The organism is Arthrobacter sp. H41, assembly GCF_000520535.1.
Classification (GTDB): domain Bacteria; phylum Actinomycetota; class Actinomycetes; order Actinomycetales; family Micrococcaceae; genus Arthrobacter_D.
Genome location: NZ_KI914811.1, coordinates 9,082 through 28,961, shown reverse-complemented (window position 1 = coordinate 28,961; position 19,880 = coordinate 9,082). Strand labels below are relative to the sequence as shown.

16 protein-coding genes are annotated in these 19,880 nt (G+C 67.2%); 12 read left to right on the top strand and 4 right to left on the bottom strand.

The window, feature by feature from the left end; all coding sequences use genetic code 11:
* The first annotated feature begins 169 nt into the window (after positions 1 to 169).
* Positions 170 to 856, top strand: a complete 687-nt coding sequence (locus Y705_RS0112185; RefSeq protein ID WP_162149081.1) for a hypothetical protein — start codon at positions 170 to 172, stop codon at positions 854 to 856.
* A gap of 49 nt (positions 857 to 905) precedes the next feature.
* Positions 906 to 3,329, top strand: coding sequence for a Tex family protein (locus Y705_RS0112180; RefSeq protein WP_216698790.1), 2,424 nt, complete (start codon positions 906 to 908; stop codon positions 3,327 to 3,329).
* Between the two features lie 135 nt (positions 3,330 to 3,464).
* Here Y705_RS0112180 and Y705_RS0112175 read toward each other — a convergent pair whose 3' ends face one another.
* Positions 3,465 to 4,223 (bottom strand): LysM peptidoglycan-binding domain-containing protein, encoded by a 759-nt coding sequence (locus tag Y705_RS0112175; protein ID WP_026533058.1) that lies wholly within the window; start codon positions 4,221 to 4,223, stop codon positions 3,465 to 3,467.
* A 376-nt stretch (positions 4,224 to 4,599) separates the two neighbouring features.
* On the opposite strand from Y705_RS0112175, the gene Y705_RS0112170 reads away from it, so the two are divergent.
* The gene (locus tag Y705_RS0112170) at positions 4,600 to 5,109 is read left to right on the top strand and encodes an acyl-CoA thioesterase (RefSeq protein ID WP_026533057.1); all 510 of its coding nucleotides are present in this window, start codon (positions 4,600 to 4,602) and stop codon (positions 5,107 to 5,109) included.
* Positions 5,110 to 5,308: 199 nt separating this feature from the next.
* Here the strand turns inward: Y705_RS0112170 and fdhA are convergent, their stop codons facing one another.
* Together fdhA and Y705_RS22385 are read right to left on the bottom strand one after the other, a co-directional pair.
* Positions 5,309 to 6,526 carry a formaldehyde dehydrogenase, glutathione-independent gene (gene fdhA / locus Y705_RS0112165; protein WP_026533056.1) on the bottom strand — a complete coding sequence of 406 codons (1,218 nt, stop codon included), beginning with the start codon at positions 6,524 to 6,526 and terminating at the stop codon, positions 5,309 to 5,311.
* A 164-nt stretch (positions 6,527 to 6,690) separates the two neighbouring features.
* Positions 6,691 to 6,948 carry a hypothetical protein gene (locus Y705_RS22385; protein ID WP_026533055.1) on the bottom strand — a complete coding sequence of 86 codons (258 nt, stop codon included), beginning with the start codon at positions 6,946 to 6,948 and terminating at the stop codon, positions 6,691 to 6,693.
* 131 nt (positions 6,949 to 7,079) lie between these two features.
* Between Y705_RS22385 and Y705_RS22380 the strand changes: the two genes are divergently transcribed.
* From Y705_RS22380 to Y705_RS0112115, 9 genes are all read left to right on the top strand, one after another.
* A complete protein-coding gene (locus Y705_RS22380; RefSeq protein ID WP_049822693.1) occupies positions 7,080 to 7,316 on the top strand; it encodes a YegP family protein in 237 nt (78 codons plus the stop codon).
* A gap of 121 nt (positions 7,317 to 7,437) precedes the next feature.
* Complete coding sequence (locus Y705_RS0112150) at positions 7,438 to 10,290, top strand: aconitate hydratase (protein ID WP_026533054.1); 2,853 nt, start codon at positions 7,438 to 7,440, stop codon at positions 10,288 to 10,290.
* A gap of 126 nt (positions 10,291 to 10,416) precedes the next feature.
* Positions 10,417 to 11,082 carry a GntR family transcriptional regulator gene (locus tag Y705_RS0112145; RefSeq protein ID WP_026533053.1) on the top strand — a complete coding sequence of 222 codons (666 nt, stop codon included), beginning with the start codon at positions 10,417 to 10,419 and terminating at the stop codon, positions 11,080 to 11,082.
* A 1-nt stretch (position 11,083) separates the two neighbouring features.
* The gene (locus Y705_RS0112140; RefSeq protein ID WP_049822692.1) at positions 11,084 to 12,145 is read left to right on the top strand and encodes a nucleoside hydrolase; all 1,062 of its coding nucleotides are present in this window, start codon (positions 11,084 to 11,086) and stop codon (positions 12,143 to 12,145) included.
* 87 nt (positions 12,146 to 12,232) lie between these two features.
* The gene (locus Y705_RS0112135) at positions 12,233 to 13,060 is read left to right on the top strand and encodes a hypothetical protein (protein ID WP_026533051.1); all 828 of its coding nucleotides are present in this window, start codon (positions 12,233 to 12,235) and stop codon (positions 13,058 to 13,060) included.
* Between the two features lie 3 nt (positions 13,061 to 13,063).
* Positions 13,064 to 13,816, top strand: coding sequence for an energy-coupling factor transporter transmembrane component T (locus Y705_RS19590; RefSeq protein WP_049822690.1), 753 nt, complete (start codon positions 13,064 to 13,066; stop codon positions 13,814 to 13,816).
* A complete protein-coding gene (locus tag Y705_RS0112125) occupies positions 13,813 to 15,402 on the top strand; it encodes an ABC transporter ATP-binding protein (RefSeq protein ID WP_049822689.1) in 1,590 nt (529 codons plus the stop codon). The genes Y705_RS19590 and Y705_RS0112125 overlap by 4 nt, the downstream gene beginning before the upstream one ends.
* Positions 15,403 to 15,458: 56 nt before the next feature.
* A complete protein-coding gene (locus Y705_RS0112120) occupies positions 15,459 to 16,313 on the top strand; it encodes an alpha/beta fold hydrolase (protein WP_026533049.1) in 855 nt (284 codons plus the stop codon).
* The gene (locus tag Y705_RS0112115) at positions 16,310 to 16,933 is read left to right on the top strand and encodes a maleylpyruvate isomerase N-terminal domain-containing protein (protein WP_049822687.1); all 624 of its coding nucleotides are present in this window, start codon (positions 16,310 to 16,312) and stop codon (positions 16,931 to 16,933) included. The genes Y705_RS0112120 and Y705_RS0112115 overlap by 4 nt, the downstream gene beginning before the upstream one ends.
* Before the next feature lie 42 nt (positions 16,934 to 16,975).
* Here the strand turns inward: Y705_RS0112115 and Y705_RS19585 are convergent.
* Positions 16,976 to 19,880: DEAD/DEAH box helicase (locus Y705_RS19585; RefSeq protein WP_049822686.1), on the bottom strand; the 2,905-nt coding region annotated here is incomplete at its 5' end.

Genomic DNA, 19,880 nt, shown 5'->3' with positions numbered 1-19,880 from the left:
CCTCTCGGCTAGGGTCTTCCGACATGCCGGCAGTAATTTTCGGGGGCACCGACCAAGCCATGAGGCCGGGTGCGGCGAATGACAACCAAAGACGCCGCACCATGAACTGCTGCGGCAACGGGAAAATTATGGAACAGGCGGCGCGGGCGTGACGAGATCCAGGTACAGGATGGGCGGGTTGATTGCGGGCGGGCTTGCCATGGCGCTGATGTCCGGGTGCGCGGTGACCGAGGACAACCCGCTCGATGTCAACACTGCGCGGAATGCCCAGGGCGATGCAGGGCCGGCTGCGGACCAGGACCTGGGTGGCCGCGGCGCCGATGGCGAACCGTTCACCGGTGAGAGTGCTGTGGACGCCACCTTCCTGGGGGAGAACCTGGGAGATGATCCCCTCAATGTGGGTGCGGATGGCGCGAAGCTGTGCGGCGTGCAGCCGGAGGGCGGCGTCCTCACATACACCGTGATGCTTCATAACCCCACCCTGCAGAGCTTTGTCTTCGGTGATATCAGCCTCGGCTCACCCGACGGGATCACTGCGGTCTCCGCCGACATCACGCCGGCCAACCGCGAGGGCCACGGCAACCACGGCGCAGCGCCGAGTGCCCACGAGGAGCATGAGGAAGTTCCGACGCCGGAACCGTCGGCGCCGAGCACCTTCACCGTGGAGCCCGTTCCGGCGAACGGGTACCTCTTCGAACCGGATCAGCACATCAACATCGTGGTGGCCGTCCAGCTCGACGACGGCGTCCAGCGTGGAACGGCCGAGAACGTGCTGGTCAACTTCTCCAGCCCGGACCGCGACTATTCGGTGCCGCACAACCTGAACATCACCATCGACGCCGAAACCTGCGCCTAGGTTCACCGGCTTCCCGGCGCATTCGTTCCACTCAGGGGAGTAGGGAACAATTGCGTTGGTGAACCCTCGATCCCCGTCTCCGGATGCCGCCCTTTTCGACCTGCTCGCCCGCGAACTCGGCGTTCGGCCCTGGCAGGTCCGGGCAGCGGTGGAATTGCTCGACTCCGGCGCCACTGTCCCATTCATCGCCCGGTACCGCAAGGAGCTCACGGGGACGCTGGACGACACCGACCTTCGCACTCTCGATGAGCGGCTGCGTTACCTGCGCGAACTCGGAGAACGACGGCGGGCCATCCGCGAGGCGATCAAGGCGCAGGGCAAGCTGACGCCCGAGCTCGACGGGCTCATCACCGCAGCCGACACCAAATCCAGGCTCGAGGACGTCTACCTGCCGTACCGGACGACGCGCCGGACGAAAGCCCAGGCGGCGCGCGAAGCAGGTCTGGAGCCGCTCGCCGACGCACTCCTCGCCCGGCCGGCCCTTGAGCCCGGTATCGAAGCCGGGCGGTATCTGGGTGCTGCGGTGGCGACGCCGGAGGACGCGCTCGCCGGAGCGCGTGCCATCCTCCTTGAGCGCGCCGCACAGAACGCCGACCTCCTCACTGCGGCTCGAGAACGGTTGTGGAGCAAGGGGGTGCTTCGTTCCCGGGTCGTCGAGGAGGAGGAAGCGGGCGGCCAGAAGTTCCGCGACTACTTCGACTTCTCCCAGGCGCCCGCATCCATGCCTTCCCACCGCGTCCTGGCCTTGTTCCGGGGGGAGAAGGAAGGGGTGCTCGCAGTGAGCGTACAGGAGGCCCCACCGTCCGATCCCGCAGCCCTCGTGGCGGCCCGCGTGGGGTTCGAGAACGCTGTCGCAAGGGCACTCGGCGTGACGGACCGCGGGCGCCCCTCCGACGCGTGGCTTCTGCAGACCGTCCAGCAGGCGTGGCGGCGCATCCTCACGAAGCTCTCACTGGATGTCCGGACGCGGCTTTTCCAGAACGCCGAGACCGAGGCCGTCCGGGTGTTCGCGGCAAACCTGCGCGACGTCCTGCTGGCGGCGCCCGCCGGAAGCCGGCCGACGCTCGGCCTCGACCCAGGCCTGCGGACCGGCGTGAAAGTTGCAGTGGTGGACGACACGGGCCGGGCCGTGGCCACCGACACCGTCTACCCGCACGCGCCGCGGAACAACTGGGAGGGGGCCCTCTCGACGCTGACAGGGCTGATCGAGAGGCACGACGTCGAACTCCTCGCCATCGGCAACGGCACCGCCTCCCGCGAAACGGACAAGCTGGCCTCCGAACTCCTGCGTCGGCTGCCGGGGCGGAAGCTCCAGAAGCTGGTGGTGTCCGAGGCGGGGGCCTCCGTTTATTCGGCGTCGGCACTCGCCGCGGCCGAGCTGCCGGGGATGGATGTGTCGCTGCGCGGAGCCGTCTCCATAGCGCGGAGACTGCAGGACCCGCTCGCCGAGCTCGTGAAGATCGATCCGAGATCCATCGGCGTCGGCCAGTACCAGCACGACGTCGCTCCCGCGAAGCTGGAGCGGTCCCTCGCCGCTGTGATCGAGGACTGCGTCAACGCAGTGGGAGTCGACGTCAATACCGCATCCCCCGCGCTGCTGGCCAGGGTGGCAGGTGTCGGAACGCTACTGAGCGAGAACATCGTTGCGCACCGCGACCTCCACGGGCCGTTCCCGCGGCGCGCCGATCTCCTCAAGGTCCCACGGCTCGGTGCCAAAGCATTCGAGCAATGCGCGGGATTCCTCCGGGTGAGCGGCGGATCCGTTGCCCTCGACGCCTCGAGCGTGCACCCGGAAGCCTATCCACTGGCCCGCAGGATGCTTGCCGCGGCAGCTGGTTCCCCGGTGGGTTCCCTCGACCCGCAGGATTTCGTCGCCGCTGATTTCGGTCTGCCGACGGTCCTTGACATTCTCGCGGAACTCGAAAAGCCCGGCCGCGATCCGAGGCCCGAGTTCACCACCGCATCCTTCTCGGACGGCGTGGAGAAGATCTCCGACCTGGTCCCGGGCATGATCCTCGACGGCGTGGTGACCAATGTCGCGGCGTTCGGAGCGTTCGTCGATGTGGGAGTGCACCAGGACGGCCTCGTGCACGTCTCTGCGATGGCCGACCGCTTTGTGGGTGATCCACGCGAGGTGGTTCGTTCGGGACAGGTGGTGCGGGTCCGCGTGGTGGAGGCTGATACCGAGCGCAGGCGCATCGCCCTCACGATGCGCCTCGACGCCGACGCCGACGCCGCACGCGTGCCGAGCAGGGAGCCGGTTCGTCCGGGCGGGAATCGCGGACGACGGCGGAGCGAAGAGCCGGCACCCGGCTCGCCCTCAGCTGATGGGGATCCGAAGGGCGCCGGTCGTCGGGGCGGCGCGGGAGTGCCCTCAGCTGATGCGGATCGAAAAGCCGCTCCGCGCCCTGGTGCCGGAGTCCTGGCGCCAGGAGCGATGGCGGAAGCCCTCAAGCGCGCAGGCCTCGCGTAGTCCCGCCCCTCGGTAGGGGGCGACGCTCAGGGCCGGGGCTGGACGCAGAGAACCCCTGCCTCCCGGAGGAGGCAGGGGTTCTCAGGACCCGACAAGTTACATCAAGCAGCTCGACGAGCCGGTGAGGACTGTTCCCTAGGCGGGGAGCTGCAGTACGGCCCCGGTGAAGATGAGGTCGGCGTGGATGACGGTGTCGGCATTGGCTGCGAAGAGAGCCTGCCATCCGCCGGTCACGCCGAGCTTCGTGGCGATCGTGTGGAGGGTATCGCCGGCCTGGATGGTGTAGGTCTCGCCGCTCAGTGCGGGAGCCGCTACGACAGGGGCTACTGCAGCGGGTGCATGGACGGCGACGGGGGCTACTGCAGCGGGAGCTGCGGCAACCGGGGCTACTGCAGCGGGAGCAACGGCAACTGGTGCCGGTGCCGGTGCGACAGCCTGGACGGGAGCCTGCACTGCGACGGGGGCCGGTGCCTGGACAACGGGAGCCTTTGCTGCGGCCGGCGCCTGGGCAACAGGAACCTGCTGGAACTGGACGTCTCCCGGAGCGGCGGCGCTGCTCAGGCCGAGCTTGGCGGAGCAGGCTGGCCATGCGCCCCAGCCCTGACCGGCGAGAACGTTTTCGGCAACAGCGATCTGCTGCTCGCGGGATGCGTTCTGGGGTGCGCCCTGGCCGCCGAATGCTGCCCAGGTGGAAGGCGTGAACTGAAGCCCGCCGGAGAAGCCGTTACCGGTGCTGATGCCCCAGTTTCCGCCGCTCTCGCACTGCGCGAGAGCGTCCCAGTCGCTGGCGGGAGCGGCGGTGGCGGAGCCTGCTGCGGCTCCGAGTGCGAGGCCGGAGAGGGCTACGGCGGCGAGGCCACGGCGCGCGTTAGTAACAAGTTTCTGATTCTTCATGGGTACGATGCTCCAAAAGGCCACCCGCACTCGTTCCGTCCCCGGATTTCGTTGCGCCGCTGCTCACCCTTGACTGTTTAGTGGTCTTGATTGGCGACCGCCACATGAGCAGCATGCGGTGGAGGGCGGTGCCGGGCATATGCGATTGCGCGGTAACGACCGGCAACTTTGTGGGATCCCCTGACGGGGAACTTCCACCACCCTAGGGCATATTCTGATCGTTGCCAAACCGAGATCGAACGGTGCTTGACTTTGTGTTCGCTGAGTGGGGATGAAGTGGCGTAAGGGTCGCGAATGTGCCACACTGGCGCACCCTGACGCTCACGCGAGTAGCCGCCGTGGTAAAAATATCGCGAAAATGGGGTACAACAGGTGGATGAATTCTGCCCCTTCCACCGCAGTGCGCTGTGCGATCCCGCTCCGATGGAGCGACATGGACGCCTACGGGCACATCAACAACGTACAGGTGCTGCGAATCCTCGAGGAGGCGCGCATCATCGCCTTCGGTGCACCGGCGGGCACGGGTGCATCGGGCACCGAGGAAGGTGCCGGTACCGCAGGGCTGGAGGGTTCGACAGGGCGGGTGTCCCTGTTCTCGGGCATTGCGGACGGCGTGCAGGCGCTTGTGGCGGAGCACCGCATCCGGTACACGGCTTCCCTCGAATACCGGGGCGTCCCCGTCCTCGTGGACGTCTGGATCAGTTCCATCAAACCGGCGAGCCTCACCATGGACTACCTGCTTGTCGACCCGGTGACGCACGAGGTCTGCGCCAGGGCGCAGACGGTCCTTGCATTCCTCGACACGGAAACTGGCCGCCTGGTCCGTACCACGCCGCAGCAAAGGAAGCAGCTGACCGGGCTACTGGGAGAGTCACTGTTCCGCTAGGGCCGCCTAAGGGCGCGTATGGCCGCGTAGGGACATCGGGCGGCCGGACCCGCCGCAAACCGGCGTGGCGGTAGGTAAACGCAGGGGCGCCGGTCTGCGGGGAAGGAGCCAGACCGGCCGGTTGGCCCGCAGCCTTCGCCACGGACCAACCGGTACCGTCCTGCCGCTTTCCCTGCTGCTCGCAGGTGGGTGGAAGCGGCTACGCCGCGACGTACCCGTGGGGGTCGAGGACATACTTGGTGGCCGCGCCGGCGTCGAACTCCTCGTAGCCGCGCGGTGCCTCGTCGAGGCCGATCGCCTTGGCGTTCACGGCCTTCGCAATGGACACCTTGTCATGGAGGATCGCCATCATGAGCCCCCGGTTGTACTTCATGACAGGACACTGACCTGTGGTGAAGGACAGTGACTTTGCCCACCCTGTGCCGAGGCTGATGGACAACGAGCCCACCTTGGCGGCGTCGTCGACAGCTCCGGGGTCACCTGTGACGTATAGGCCGGGGATACCCAGCGCGCCGCCGGCGGCCGTGACGTCCATGAGCGAGTTCAGCACCGTGGCAGGCGCCTCACTCGACGAGCCGGCACCGTGCCCGCGTGCCTCGAAGCCCACCGCGTCCACGCCGCAGTCGACCTCGGGAACGCCGAGCAGCTGCTCGATCTGGTCCCGCGGATCGCCCTTCGACACATCCACCGTCTCGCACCCGAAGCTGCGCGCCTGTGCGAGGCGTTCCTCGTTGAGGTCACCCACGATCACGACCGCGGCGCCCAGCAGCTGGGCTGACACCGCAGCGGCGAGACCGACGGGACCAGCCCCTGCGACGTACACCGTCGATCCCACTCCCACTCCGGAGGTCACTGCTCCGTGGAATCCGGTGGGGAAGATGTCGGACAACATGGTGAGGTCGAGGATCTTCTCGAGGGCCTGATCGCGGTCCGGGAACTTCAGCAGGTTCCAGTCCGCATAGGGCACGAGGACGTACTCCGCCTGCCCTCCGACCCAGCCGCCCATGTCCACGTAGCCGTACGCGGCTCCCGGTCGGGCAGGATTCACGTTGAGGCAGATGCCGGTCTTGCGCTCCTTGCAGTTGCGGCACCGACCACACGAGATGTTGAAGGGGACCGAGCAGATGTCGCCCACCTTGATGAATTCGACGTCGGGCCCCACCTCCACCACCTCGCCGGTGATCTCATGTCCGAGCACGAGGTCGGACGGCGCCGTGGTGCGACCGCGGACCATGTGCTGGTCGGACCCGCAGATATTGGTGGTGACCGTCTTCAGGATGACGCCGTGATTGAGTTTGCGGCCGATATTCGCCGGGTTGACGCCCGGCCCGTCCTTGAGCTCGAAGGTGGGGTAGTCGATATCGATGACTTCAACTTTTCCAGGTCCCTTGTAGGCAACGGCTTTGTTCCCAGGCATGTGTTTCCCTTTCTGTTGATCGCCGCCCGACCGGTGGGGCCGGGTCAGAATCCAACTCCGAGGGAGGCGGCCGCACACGGTTGGCACGCATCCTTCAGAGCATGGGCCCAACATACCGGTTCGGGGGTAGCGGGAAGGTTGCATGACGGGAGGCAAATCTGGTGTCAGCCCTCCGCATCCCATTCGTCAGCGCGGTCTGTGGCAGCTTCCGGGGGGCCGGCGTCTTCGGAGTCGCGGGATTTGCCGTCGCCCGTGTAGCTCGCCGGAACCATCCCGCCTTCGTGGTTGCCCTGCTGGTCCCGAATGGTGTCCGCGGGACGCCCGGCGTCCCCACTCGAGGGCTCGAGGATGTCCTCCCTCCGGTCCTCGGCCGGGGCGCCGTCGTTGCTGGTTCCGTGCGGTGGAGTCGATGGCTCGGTCACTGGGAATCCCCTCGAGAGTTGGTGTCGGTTGCGCTTCCGCCCAACCCCGGAAAATCTGGCTTTCCCAGTGGCGTCTGTGCCTATCATGGAGAGCCGCATTCCTGAAATGCATCTTACAAGGAGGTAAGACCATGGCTGGTTATTTCAAGCTGGTGGATGCCCACGATGACGGCTTCCGCGTGAAGCTCAATGCTCCGGACGGGACCCTGGTGGCCGTCTCGGCGTTCTTCGCCACCAAGGAGGAGGCCATTGCCGGAATCGAGACCATCCGGGAGATCGCGGGAACCGGGCCGGTGGTGGATCACAGTCGCTCGGAGGGGGCAACGAAGGATCTCCTCTCGAACTCGCCTGCAGCGAAACGCACCTGACCGGCGACCGGTGTCTGCCGCCGTCGGGCCCCTCGCGGTTCGGTGTGTACCAATGTATACATTGCGCGGCGAAGGGTAATAGGATGGGGCTACACGACATTCCATTGAAGGGAGCCCTGTCATGACGACAGCGGATTCATTCGGCTCAAAAGGCACACTTGATGTAGCCGGCGCCGAGTACGAGATTTTCCGGCTGAACGCGGTGGAGGGCTCCGAGCGTCTCCCGTACAGCCTCAAGGTTCTGCTGGAAAACCTGTTGCGCACCGAAGACGGCGCCAACATCACAGCGGACCACGTCCGGGCGCTCGCCCAGTGGGACGCCGATGCGCAGCCCAGCACCGAGATCCAGTTCACGCCCGCACGCGTCATCATGCAGGACTTCACCGGTGTTCCCTGTGTGGTGGACCTTGCGACGATGCGCGAAGCGGTTGCGGAGCTCGGTGGGGACCCCACCCGCGTGAACCCGCTGGCGCCGGCCGAGCTGGTCATCGACCACTCGGTGCAGATCGACGCTTTCGGCAACGCCGGAGCTCTCGAGCGCAACATGGAGATCGAATACCAGCGCAACGGCGAGCGGTACCAGTTCCTGCGCTGGGGGCAGACGGCGTTCGATGACTTCAAGGTGGTCCCGCCCGGAATGGGCATCGTCCACCAGGTCAACCTCGAATACCTGGCCCGCACCGTCATGACCCGCGAGGTGGACGTCGATGGGACGAAGGTCCTTCGCGCCTACCCGGATACCTGCGTCGGCACCGACTCACACACCACCATGGTCAACGGCCTGGGCGTGCTCGGCTGGGGCGTGGGCGGTATCGAGGCCGAGGCGGCCATGCTCGGCCAGCCCGTCTCCATGCTGATCCCGCGCGTCGTCGGCTTCAAGCTCACCGGTGAGATTCCCGCCGGCGCCACCGCCACCGACGTGGTGCTGACCATCACCCAGCAGTTGCGCAAGCACGGCGTCGTCGGCAAGTTCGTCGAGTTCTACGGCGAAGGCGTTGCCGCAGTGCCGCTGGCCAACCGCGCCACCATCGGCAACATGAGCCCCGAGTTCGGCTCCACCGCGGCGATGTTCCCCATCGACGACGTCACGCTCGACTACCTGCGCCTCACCGGCCGTCCTGCCGAGAACGTGGCACTCGTCGAGGCGTATGCCAAGGAACAGGGGCTGTGGCACGACCCGTCCAAGGACATCAAGTTCTCGGAGTACCTGGAGCTCGACCTCTCCACCGTGGTTCCCTCGATTGCCGGGCCCAAGCGTCCCCAGGACCGGGTGGCGCTCACCAAGTCCAAGAGCCAGTTCCGCGAGGACCTCGGTAACTACTCCAACGATCCCCATATGGCCGAGGCGGCGAGGGGAACCGTGGACGAGGCGTCGGAGGAAAGCTTCCCGGCCTCGGACAGCCCGAGTTTTACCGCAGGCATGTCATCGACCACGATCGACGAGAACGCCAAGCCCCGTGAGACCGTGTCCGAGGAGGAAGGCGCCGCCAGCCGTCCGTCGAAGAAGGTGACCGTCTCCCTGAAGGACGGCCGCGAATTCGAACTCGACCACGGCGCGGTGAGCATCGCGTCGATCACCTCGTGCACCAACACCTCCAACCCCTCGGTCATGCTCGCCGCCGCAGTGCTGGCGCGCAACGCCGTGGAGAAGGGTCTGGTGTCCAAGCCCTGGGTCAAGACCTCGGTCGCCCCGGGGTCGAAGGTCGTCACCGACTACTACGAGAAGTCGGGCCTCATTCCGTACCTCGAGAAGCTCGGCTTCTTCGTCGTCGGATACGGCTGCGCCACCTGCATCGGCAACTCCGGTCCGCTCGACGAGGAAATCTCGCAGGCCATCCAGGACAACGACCTCGCAGTCACCGCCGTCCTGTCCGGAAACCGGAACTTCGAGGGCCGCATCAACCCCGACGTGAAGATGAACTACCTGGCCTCCCCACCGCTCGTGGTGGCGTATGCGCTGGCAGGGACCATGGACTTCGACTTCGACACCGAACCCCTGGGCCAGGACGAATCCGGGACCGACATCTTCCTGAAGGACATCTGGCCCAACCCGGTCGAGGTGCAGCAGGTCATGGACTCCTCCATCAACGAGGAAATGTTCACCGCGAGCTACGGAGCCATCTTCGACGGCGACGAGCGGTGGCAGTCACTTCCCACGCCCGCCGGCGCCACCTTCGCCTGGGACCCCGAGTCCACCTACGTGCGGAAGCCCCCGTACTTCGAGGGGATGAAGCCGGAAGCTGACCCGGTCGAGGACATCGACGGTGCACGCGTACTGCTGAAGCTCGGCGACTCGGTCACCACCGACCACATCAGCCCCGCAGGCTCCTTCAAGTCCGACACCCCGGCGGGCAGATACCTGCTGGAGAAGGGCGTGGAGCGCAAGGACTTCAATTCCTTCGGATCGCGCCGCGGAAACCACGAGGTGATGATCCGCGGCACCTTCGCGAACATCCGCATCCGGAACCAGATCCTCGACGGGGTGGAGGGTGGCTTCACGCGGGACTTCTCCCAGCCTGACGCTCCCCAGACCGCCGTGTACGACGCCGCCGAGAACTACCGAGCGGCAGGCACACCCCTCGTGGTGCTCGCCGGCAAGGAGTACGGATCGGGATCATCGCGTGACTGGGCCGCCAAGGGCACCGCGCTGCTGGGCGTCAAGGCGGTTATCGCCGAGAGCTACGAGCGCATCCACCGCTCCAACCTCATCGGCATGGGAGTGTTGCCGCTGCAGTACCCCGAAGGCCAGAGCGCCGAAAGCCTCGGCCTGGGCGGTACCGAGACGTTCTCGGTTCACGGCGTGACCGAGTTGAACGAGGGCCGGACGCCGGCCACGGTCAAGGTCACGGCAACCCCGGAAAGCGGCGATGCGGTGACGTTCGACGCCGTGCTCCGTATCGACACCCCGGGTGAGGCCGACTACTACCGGAACGGCGGCATCCTGCAGTACGTCCTGCGCCAGCTCGTCGGCTAGGAATCTCGTCGGCCAGGAGTTCAGGGCAGGGTGGAAGCCGGTCCGGCACCCACCCTGCCCGTTCGTTCGGATCGCCCATTGTTATCACCGGAGCGCCACCGCTCAACTGCACCCGAGGGAGGCACCATGGCTGAATCGACCGAGGTGTCGGCGCGGATGGATGGCGACGCGATCTTCCGGATCCTCCGCAACGAGATCCTTTCGGGGGTGCACCCCCCGGGAACGGCACTGCGGGAAGTGGTGGTGTCCGAGCGATTCGGTGTCTCACGCACGCCCGTCCGCGAGGCGCTGAGCCGCCTGCAGCACGAGCGGCTCCTGGAGCGTGCAGCGCGGGGACTGCAGGTGCCGCAGATCGACCCCCAGGAAGTCATCCAGATCTACGACCTGCGCGTGATGCTCGAAGAGGAAGCAGCCGGCCAGGCCGCCTTGAACCGTGGAACCGCCGACCTGATGCGGCTCGAGGCCCTCCTGGAGCGCGACCGCGCAGTAGTGGACCCGGATGACAACACCAAGGTCACCAACAACCTCGAATTCCACACCACCCTGTGGGCCGCCGCCCGGAATCCGATCCTCATGGACCTGCTGCAGCGGCTCTCCACACACCTCATCCACACCCCGCGCTCCACGCTGTCCGTTGGGAACCGCTGGCAGGAAGTCCTCGGAGAGCATGACGCGCTCATCCGGGCGGTGGCCGAACGCCGGGCCGACGACGCCCGCAGCATGGCGCGGGCACACATGGAGACCGCGCGGGCCCTGCGTCTGCAGCTGCTGCGCACCTCGGCTGCCGGGTGACGTGACCGCCTCGAAGGTCTCACCGACCACACGGCTGCTGCTCGACGTCGACACCGGGATCGACGATGCTGTCGCCCTGCTGTACCTGATGGCGGCGCCCGGGGTGGCCATCGAGGCGATCACGTGCACCGCCGGCAACGTCGGCGCCGGCCAGGTCGCCGCCAATAACCTTGCGCTGCTCGAGCTCGGCGGATGCGTCGGGGTCGAGGTTGCCCTCGGGAGCGAGGTGCCCCTCGAAGTGCCGCTCGTGACCACCGAGGAAACGCACGGCGACCAGGGGATCGGGTATGCAGTGCTGCCCACCGCGCGGCAGGGGATCTCGGTGCGCCACGCCGTCGACGTCTGGGTGGACACCGTGCGTGCCCATCCCGGCGAGATCACCGGACTGATCACCGGGCCGCTGACCAACTTCGCCCTGGCACTGCGGGCCGAGCCCCGCCTGCCGGTGCTCCTCAAGAACCTCGTGATCATGGGCGGCGCGTTCAACTATCCCGGGAATACCACCCCGGTCGCCGAGTGGAACGTCTCTGTGGATCCCCACGCCGCCCGCGAGGTCTTCGCTGCCTACCGGGGGCTGCCGGAGGAGAAGTTGCCGGTGGTGTGCGCGCTGGAGACCACCGAGCGGATCGAGTGCCGCCCGGAGCACATCGACCGGCTGTCCCGTGCCGCCGGTGCCGGCCCGGAGCACGTGTCGCCGGATGATGCTGCCGGCACCCTGAGCACCAACGCAAACCCGGTGATCACCTGTTTGTCCGATGCCCTCCGCTTCTACCTGGAATTCCACCGGCTGTATGACCAGGGGTATGTGGCCCACCTGCACGACCTGTTCGCCGCGATGGTGGCAACGGGCGAGGCGCGTTACAGCACGCGCCTTGCCACGGTCGACGTCGAGACGGACTCGCAGCTGACGATCGGGCAGACGGTCGGCGATTTCACCGGGATGTGGCGGCGGCTGCCGAACGCGCGGGTGGTCTCCGAAAATCACCCGGGGGAGTGCTTCGACCTGATGATCGACAGGCTTTCCGCGCTGGCCCGGATGCGTGAGGCCGCCCGGCGCAGGTAAACTGGGCTCTGCCTGCGCATCGAGCGCGGCCGGCGCCGAGGTGACATGAGGTGCACCACCTTTCCCCGACGTGTCCAAGGATTACAAGTGAGCTCACCCCTGACCCTGCCGCTCCAGCGGGAGGCATCCCGTCCGCGTCGAGCCCTGATCGCTGCGGGCGCCTTCCTCATCGCCGGAACGTACCTCTACCTCGTGCTGGTCCAGCCGACCGACATCGTGGGCGGTGGGGGAAGCATGGCGTCCCTCGTCTCCCTCCTCGGTTTCCTGGGCGGCGGGGCGCTGCTGGTCGGCGGGATCCTGCCGACGCTGACCACGAGCTCGCTGGTGGTGATGCCCCTCGGCATCGCCCTGAACATCGCCATCGGACAGACCGCGGGAAGCCTCGGCCTACAGATCTACCTCGACGCCATCGGGACGGTGCTCGTCGCAGTCCTCGCCGGCCCTGCTGCCGGTGCCGCGACCGGTGCGCTGAGCAACGCGATCTGGGGCCTGTTCAATCCCTTCGCGCTGCCCTTCGCCGCGGGTGCGGCACTGATCGGCCTGCTCGCGGGCACCGCCGCGAAGTACGGGGCTTTCCGGCGCGTCTACCTTGCACCGCTTGCAGGCCTCGTCGTGGGTGCGGTGGGCGGACTGGTCGCAGCGCCGGTGGCGGCGTTCCTCTTCGGGGCTGCGGGGACGGTGGGCACTAATGCGATCGTTGCTGCCTTCCGGGCCATGGGCGATTCCCTGCTCGTCGCGGCGACGAAGCAGGGACTGACGTCCGACACCATCGACAAGCTGATCGTATTCACGCTCGTCGCGCTCATCGTGTACGCATTGCCGGCACGCGCACGGAACCAGTTCCCCTTCCTGCGGCGGAACCGGGTCCTCGCCGGCCGCACCCCCGCAACCGCGCCAGGCGGTGCGGGGGAGTAACGGATGCCCCGGCGCAGAATCTTCAACCCACTCACGGAGCTGCTTGCGGCGGCCCTGGTGGTGGTCCTCGTGCTGGTCATCAACCGCTGGCAGTTCTCGCTCGTGGTCCTGCTGGCCGGAGTCCTTCCTGCAGTCCTCCTGTCCGGCAAGCCCCGCAGCATCGGCCTCGCGCTCGCCGTCGTCGCGGGGCCCCTCCTCGTCTCGTCCCTGGTGCTTCACGGCCTGTTCTTCCCTGAAGGGACCTCGGTGCTGGCCCAGTGGGGGCCGGCGCGGGTGACCGTGGAGGGGCTCGAGTTCGCGGCGCTGATGGGGCTGCGCATGGCGGTCTTCTCGGGTGCGCTGCTCACCGTGATGATGACGGCGAGCATCCCTGAACTGGTGTCCACGCTGACCCACCGCGGGTGGAACCGGAAGCTGGTCTTCGTCATCGGATCTGCCGTGGGGCTGCTCCCTTCCGTCGCGATCCGGGCACAGCACATCCGCAGGGCCCAGGAGGCGCGCGGGCTGGTGGTCGGTGGCGGGCTTCGGCGGTTCAAAGCGCTGCTCATGGTGAGCACACCGCTGGTGACAGGGCTGCTGGTCGACGCCTCCGAACGCACGCACATGCTTGAAGCGAGAGGATTCTCCTCGACGGCCCGGCGCACGAGCTACCTGCCGGACACCGACTCCGCAGCCCAGCGGGCAGCACGCTGGGCCATGACGGTCGGCGTCGTCGTGTTCAGCTGCCTGTGGCTCGCGATAGGCCCGGCGGCATGATCAGCCTCGAATGTGCGTCCCTCATCTACGACGACGGCCCCACCGCGCTCGCGGACATCGCGTTGACCGTCGAGGCGGGCGAACAGGTGCAGGTGGTGGGGCCCTCCGGATCCGGGAAGACCTCGCTCGCCCGGCTGCTGGCCGGGAGGACCGGGGACGACGCCGGAACGATTTTCCGCGGTGCGCTCACCCTCGGGGGAATCCGCCTCGAATTCGGGGACGGAGTACACCCGAGGATCGACCCCGCTGCGTGGAGCAGCCGGGTGGGCTATGTAGCACAGGGCGCCTGGGGACAGCTGTCCATGATGTCATCGACGGTCGCCGAGGAAATCGCCTTCGCGCCCGCAAATCGCGGGATGAGCGCCGGGCAACTGCGGACGACGGTCCAGGGCATTGCGGCGAGGCTCCACCTGACGGACCTGCTGGACCGGGACCCGCGGACGCTCTCCGGCGGGGAACTGCAGAAAACCGTCATTGCGGCAGCGCTAGCCTCCGAACCGCGGGTGCTGATCCTCGACGAGCCTTTCCAGAACCTGGATGCCGGTGCTGCCGCCGATGTTGCCGCTGCCCTCGAGCGGTTGAGGTCCGCCGGTACCGGCCTGGTGATCTGTGAACCGCTCGTGCCGGAACGGCCACCGGGCCATACCAGGGTGCTTGCACTGGAGAAGGGAAACCGCGTCTTCGAGGGGACCCTTGCCGACGCCCGACGGGCGGGCCTGCGCCGCTACGGTATCGCACTGGAGGGAGACCCGCCCCGGCTGCGCTCCCGGATCAGCGGTTCCGCACAGCCTTCGAGCCAGCCCTCCGGCGACCCCTCCTGCGACAGCTCCGTTCATCGCTCAGGAGGACCTTCCGGTCACCTCTCCGGCAAATCCTCCGTTCATCGCTCGGGCGTGCCGGTGACGGGTCCGAAGGACGACGCCGTCCTCGCCGAGCTGCTCGGTGTTTCCTTCACCTACCCCGGGAAGGCAGCCGGAACTCCGGCAGGAATCTCCGGAATCGATTTCCGCCTCGGCCGCGGCGAGGTCGTGGCGCTCCTGGGGCCCAACGGGTCGGGAAAATCGACGCTGCTCCAGCACCTCAACGGGCTGCTCCGGCCCAGTTCGGGCTCGGTGCGGATCGACGGGCGGAAGTTGGGCCGGAGGCCGACAGGGGAACTCGCGGCAACGGTCGGGTACCTGTTCCAGAACACCGATCAGCAGCTTTTCGAGCGGACCGTGCTGCGTGAAGTGGCCTACGGGCCCAGAGCGGCAGGAAGGAAGCGCGAGGCTGCACTCGAGCAGGCCCGGCTGGCGCTGGCGGAAGTGGGACTTCTTGACCACTCGGGGCCGCACCCCTACGAACTCGATTTCGTCCGGCGCCGCCTCGTGGCGATGGCGTCGATGATCGCCACCCGGCCGCGGCTCTGGGTACTCGATGAACCCACGGCAGGGCTCGACGACGTCGGCCGCAACCGAATGGGTGAACTCATCCTCGCCCATGCAGCCAGCGGCGGTGGAGTGGTCCTGGCCACCCACGACACCGCTTTCGCCCATGCCGTGAGTGACCGCACCGTCACACTGGAGGGCGGCCGGGTTCCCGCGTAATCGGCCGGGGCGCATCCCTCCTGCGAACCGCAGGCCGGACAGTAGAGTGGGGAAGCATGGACGTCCTCAGGGAGCGCCGACGCACTGTTTCCACGCAGGGAGCCGACCTCGCCGTCTTCGAGTACGGCAGGGAACCGGGCACTTCGGTTCCCTCGCTGCTGCTGGTACATGGCTACCCTGACGATCACCGCGTGTTCCTCGGCGTTCTCCGGGAACTGGCGCCCACGCATCACCTCATCACCTATGACACCCGCAATGCCGGAGAGTCTGCCGCGTCCGGGGAAACCGGCACCTATACAACCGCAGCCCTGGTCGATGATCTCTTTGCCGTTCTCACGGCACTGGGCTCCGCCACGGTCCACCTGGTCGGCCACGACTGGGGATCGATCCAGGGCTGGGCCGCCGTTCAGGATCCCCGGGCGGAAGGGCGCATCCGGAGCTATACGAGTATCTCCGGCCCGGACCTGCGCCATTTCAGCCGCTGGCTGCGTGCCGCCGCCCGCACACCCCGGCACTGGCCGCGCCTGGCGGGACAACTGATGCGCAGCTGGTACGTCGTGGCGTTCCAGGTCCCGCTCCTACCCGAGGCGGCTTGGCGGCTCTTCCTCACCCGACGGTACGAATTCGCGGTGCGCCGAAGCGTCGATGACAACCCGGTACGCGGCCTGGCGCTGTACCGGACCAATCTGTTCTCGAAGGAGCCGCTCCCGCCGTTCGCCCGGGTGGCCATGCCCGTCCAGGTGGTGGTGCCCCTCAAGGATCCGTTCCTTTCGCCTGCACTCGTCGACGGGCTCGATACCTGGGTCGACGACCTCACAGTGCTCCGCGTCAAGGGCGGGCACTGGTGGCCTGCCACCCGGCCGGCGGAGTTCGCCGAGGTGCTTCGCACCGGACAGTTGCCGCAGCAGTGAAGGGCGAAGCGGTGCAGCACAGCCAGGAGTTCACCGAGGCCTCGGCAGCATTCGTGGGTGTGGTCCGGCAGATCCCACCGGCGGAGTGGGAATCGCCCGGCCTCGGGACCTGGTCGGTGCGCTCCCTCGTGGGCCACACCTCCCGGGCGCTGACGACGGTCGAGGAATACCTTGCGCTCGAAGAACCGGAATCGGTAACGCACCACCGCGCCGAGGAATACTTCAGCACCTTCATCACCGGGGCCACCGATCCAGGCCAGATTGCCCGCCGCGGCGTCGAGGCAGGGGAACGGCTGGGGCCGGACCCCCTCGCCGCGATTCTTCTGGCACGGGAGCGGACCCTCGCCGCGCTCGCCGCCCAACGTCCCGGACGGATCATCGCGGTGCGCGGCGCGGCGCTGCCGCTCGAACAATACTTGCGGACGCGGGTCTTCGAACTCGTGGTCCATTCACTTGATATCGGCCGGGCCATCAATACCGACGTCGACATCCCTCCGGTGCCGCTCGCCGGTTCCGTGCTCCTCGCCGCCTCCCTGGCGAGCACAACCGGTTCCGGAAAGGTCCTGCTGGCCGCCCTGACCGGGCGCGGCGGCCTGCCGGTTGGCTTCAGCGTCGTCTGACGGTCCTGAACGTCCTGGCCCGTCCCAACGCCGTCCGGCGGATCAGGCCTCGAGCAGCCCGCGGATATCGTCGGCGGTGAGTGCGGAGCTGAAGACGGCGTCGTCGTCCATCACCGAGGTGAACAGTGCGGCCTTCTGCTCCTTGAGCTTCATGACCTTCTCCTCGATGGTGCCCCTGGACACCATCCGGTAGACCATGACGTTCTTGGTCTGCCCGATGCGGTGGGTCCGGTCCACGGCCTGTGCCTCGGTGGCAGGATTCCACCAGGGGTCCAGCAGGAAGCAGTAATCGGCCTCGGTGAGGTTCAGGCCGAAGCCGCCCGCCTTGAGGCTGATGAGGAACACCGGAGCCTTGCCGTCCTTGAACTTGTCGATGACCTCGCCGCGGCTGCGCGTCGACCCGTCGAGGTACGCGTATTCGATACCCCGCGCGTCGAGCTGCGCCGCAGCCTTCTTGAGGTAGGACGTGAACTGGCTGAAAACGAGCGCCCGGTGTCCCTCCGCCAGCACGTCCTCGAGGTGCTCGAACAACACCTCGAGCTTGGCCGACGGCACCCCCTCATGCTCGGGATCCACGAGCGAGGCATCGAGGCTCAGCATCCGCAGCAGCGTCAGGGACCGGAACACGATCATCCGGTTGCGGTTCATGTCCTCGATGAGGCCGAGCAGCTTCTGCCGCTCACGCTGGAGGTACGTCTCGTAGATGCGCCGGTGCTCGGGCGTGAGTTCCACCTCGAGCACCTGCTCCTGCTTGGGTGGAAGGTCGGAGGCCACGGCCTCCTTGGTGCGGCGCATCATCAGGGGCCGGATGCGTTTGCGCAGCCGGACGAGCGGGCGGTGGTCGCCGATCTTCTCGATGGGATTCCGGTAGTCCTCGGTGAACTTGCGCGCCGAGGGGAACAGCCCGGGGGCCACGATGTTGAACAGCGACCACAACTCCATCAGATTGTTCTCCATCGGAGTGCCGGTGATCGCGAGCTTGAACGGGGTGTCGAAGTCCTTGGCGGCCTGGTGCACCTTCGACGCGCGGTTCTTCACGAACTGCGCCTCATCGAGGATCAGCCCGGACCACACCGGCTCCTGGTACGCCGGCAGATCCAGCCGGAAGAGGGTGTAGGACGTCACGACGACGTCGGCGTCCCCCACCTGAGCGGCGATCGGCACTCCCGAGGCGCCCTGCGTGTCGGTGATCGCGACCACTTTGAGACCGGGAGCGAAGCGACGCGTTTCACTGATCCAGTTCGGCACCACCGAGGTGGGGGCCACCACCAGGAACGGTGCGTCGAGGAAACCACTCTCCCGTGCGTATTCGATGAGCGCGAGGGCCTGCAGGGTCTTGCCCAATCCCATGTCATCCGCCAGGACGCCTCCCAGCTTGTGGCGCCAGAGGAAGGCGAGCCAGTTGAAGCCCTCCTTCTGGTACGGGCGGAGGTCGGCCTCGAGGCCGACGGGCTGTGCTGTCGGTTCGACCTCCGTCAGTTCGAGGAGGCCGCTGACGGAGTCGCGCCAGGACTGCGCCTGCACGGTGTCCTCGGCAAGATCCTCGAACTCGGCCCAGAGGCCGGCCTGGTAGCGGCTGATCTGGAAACCGGTCTCCCACTCGTTCAGCGAGCGGGCCTCCTCGATCAGCTCACGGAGCTGGTCGAACACCTCCTGTTCGAGCGACAGGTAGCTGTTGTCGACGAGCTTGAGTTTCTTCCGGCCCTGTGCCAGGGCGCGGAAGATGGAGTCGAAGGGGATCGTGCGGCCACTGACGGTGACCATCACTCCGAGGTCGAACCAGTCCCGGTTATCCGTCTCCACGGTGCTGATGGTCAGTTTCGGCGTCTCGGTGAGCTCCTGGTAGTCCGGCTTCTCGCCCACCACCTCGATCTCGATGCCGTCGACTGCCTCGAGCTGCGGGAGGACGGTCTCGGTGAAATCGACGGCCTGCATGTCCTCGAGCAGCAGGGACTTCAACGGCATCGAGCCGAGGACCGCACGGGCTGCGGCGGCCAGCGCGTCCTCGGCGTCCGGATCCCGATAGCCGTCGTCGGACGCGGACGCGGACCCGGCGTGCGGCGCAGCACCGGGGCCGGAACCGGCGGACGCACGCAGCGGACGGCGCTGCACCGCCTCGCCGAGCGCGTAGGAGTAGTTCCACTCGAGCGCGACGGCGCCGTCGGGCCGGTAGGCCGCGGTGAGCACCAGCCGTGGCGGCTCGATCTCCGGAAGCTCGACGCTGCCGTCGCTGCTGCCGACGGCAATGGAGCGGCGGAGCAACGGATAGTACTCGGTGAGGAACAACGGCGTCTCGTCCTCAGGGATGAGGACCGGACGTGCGCGCTGGAGGAGTTCGATATCCTGCGCCGTGAGCTTCCTGGACGTGGGAGCAAGGGTGATCGTGGAATCCGGTGCAACAGTGTAAATGCCGTGGTTGCTGATCACGTGCGCCGTTTCCGGCGGGCAAGGCTGCCCGTCGATGTCCAGGGCGGGCGTCAACTGCAGCGATCCGTTCTCGACAGCGGTGGCGTCGAGCCTCAGCGTCGCCCGGTTACCCAGCCCGATGGTGACGGACTTCTTGGAGCCGACGAACTCGATGCCGAGCCGCTGGGCCTCTTCGAGCAGGTGCCACAGCAGGGGGTTGCTGAACTCGTCGAGGTACAGCCAGGAATCGTTGTTGCCGAAATAGTTGACGCCCGTCCCGCGGTGCAGCGCGGGGAACTGCGAGAACCACCGGTGCTGGTCGGGATCCAGCGTCAGGCCGTACGTCTGGTAGCTGATGCTTCCCCAGGACAGGTTGTTCTTGATCCATTTGCCCTTGCCGTTCCGGCTGACGGGCCGCACCCCGAGCCGGGTGTTGAGGGTGCGCTGGCCCTGGCGGTCAGCGGCGGAACCCCACCGCTGAACCGCCACTTCGGGTGTACGCAGTTCGAACTGGAGGCCGAGGGGCGTGGGCGACGACGGC

Excerpts from the sequence above, each read along its gene's own strand:
- Y705_RS0112185 (WP_162149081.1), top strand. The coding sequence starts at position 170 with ATGGGCGGGTTGATTGCGGGCGGGCTTGCCATGGCGCTGATGTCCGGG.
- Y705_RS0112175 (WP_026533058.1), bottom strand. The coding sequence starts at position 4,223 with ATGAAGAATCAGAAACTTGTTACTAACGCGCGCCGTGGCCTCGCCGCC.
- Y705_RS0112170 (WP_026533057.1), top strand. The coding sequence starts at position 4,600 with ATGAATTCTGCCCCTTCCACCGCAGTGCGCTGTGCGATCCCGCTCCGA.
- fdhA (WP_026533056.1), bottom strand. The coding sequence starts at position 6,526 with ATGCCTGGGAACAAAGCCGTTGCCTACAAGGGACCTGGAAAAGTTGAA.
- Y705_RS22380 (WP_049822693.1), top strand. The coding sequence starts at position 7,080 with ATGGCTGGTTATTTCAAGCTGGTGGATGCCCACGATGACGGCTTCCGC.
- Y705_RS0112150 (WP_026533054.1), top strand. The coding sequence starts at position 7,438 with ATGACGACAGCGGATTCATTCGGCTCAAAAGGCACACTTGATGTAGCC.
- Y705_RS0112145 (WP_026533053.1), top strand. The coding sequence starts at position 10,417 with ATGGCTGAATCGACCGAGGTGTCGGCGCGGATGGATGGCGACGCGATC.
- Y705_RS19590 (WP_049822690.1), top strand. The coding sequence starts at position 13,064 with ATGCCCCGGCGCAGAATCTTCAACCCACTCACGGAGCTGCTTGCGGCG.
- Y705_RS0112125 (WP_049822689.1), top strand. The coding sequence starts at position 13,813 with ATGATCAGCCTCGAATGTGCGTCCCTCATCTACGACGACGGCCCCACC.
- Y705_RS0112120 (WP_026533049.1), top strand. The coding sequence starts at position 15,459 with ATGGACGTCCTCAGGGAGCGCCGACGCACTGTTTCCACGCAGGGAGCC.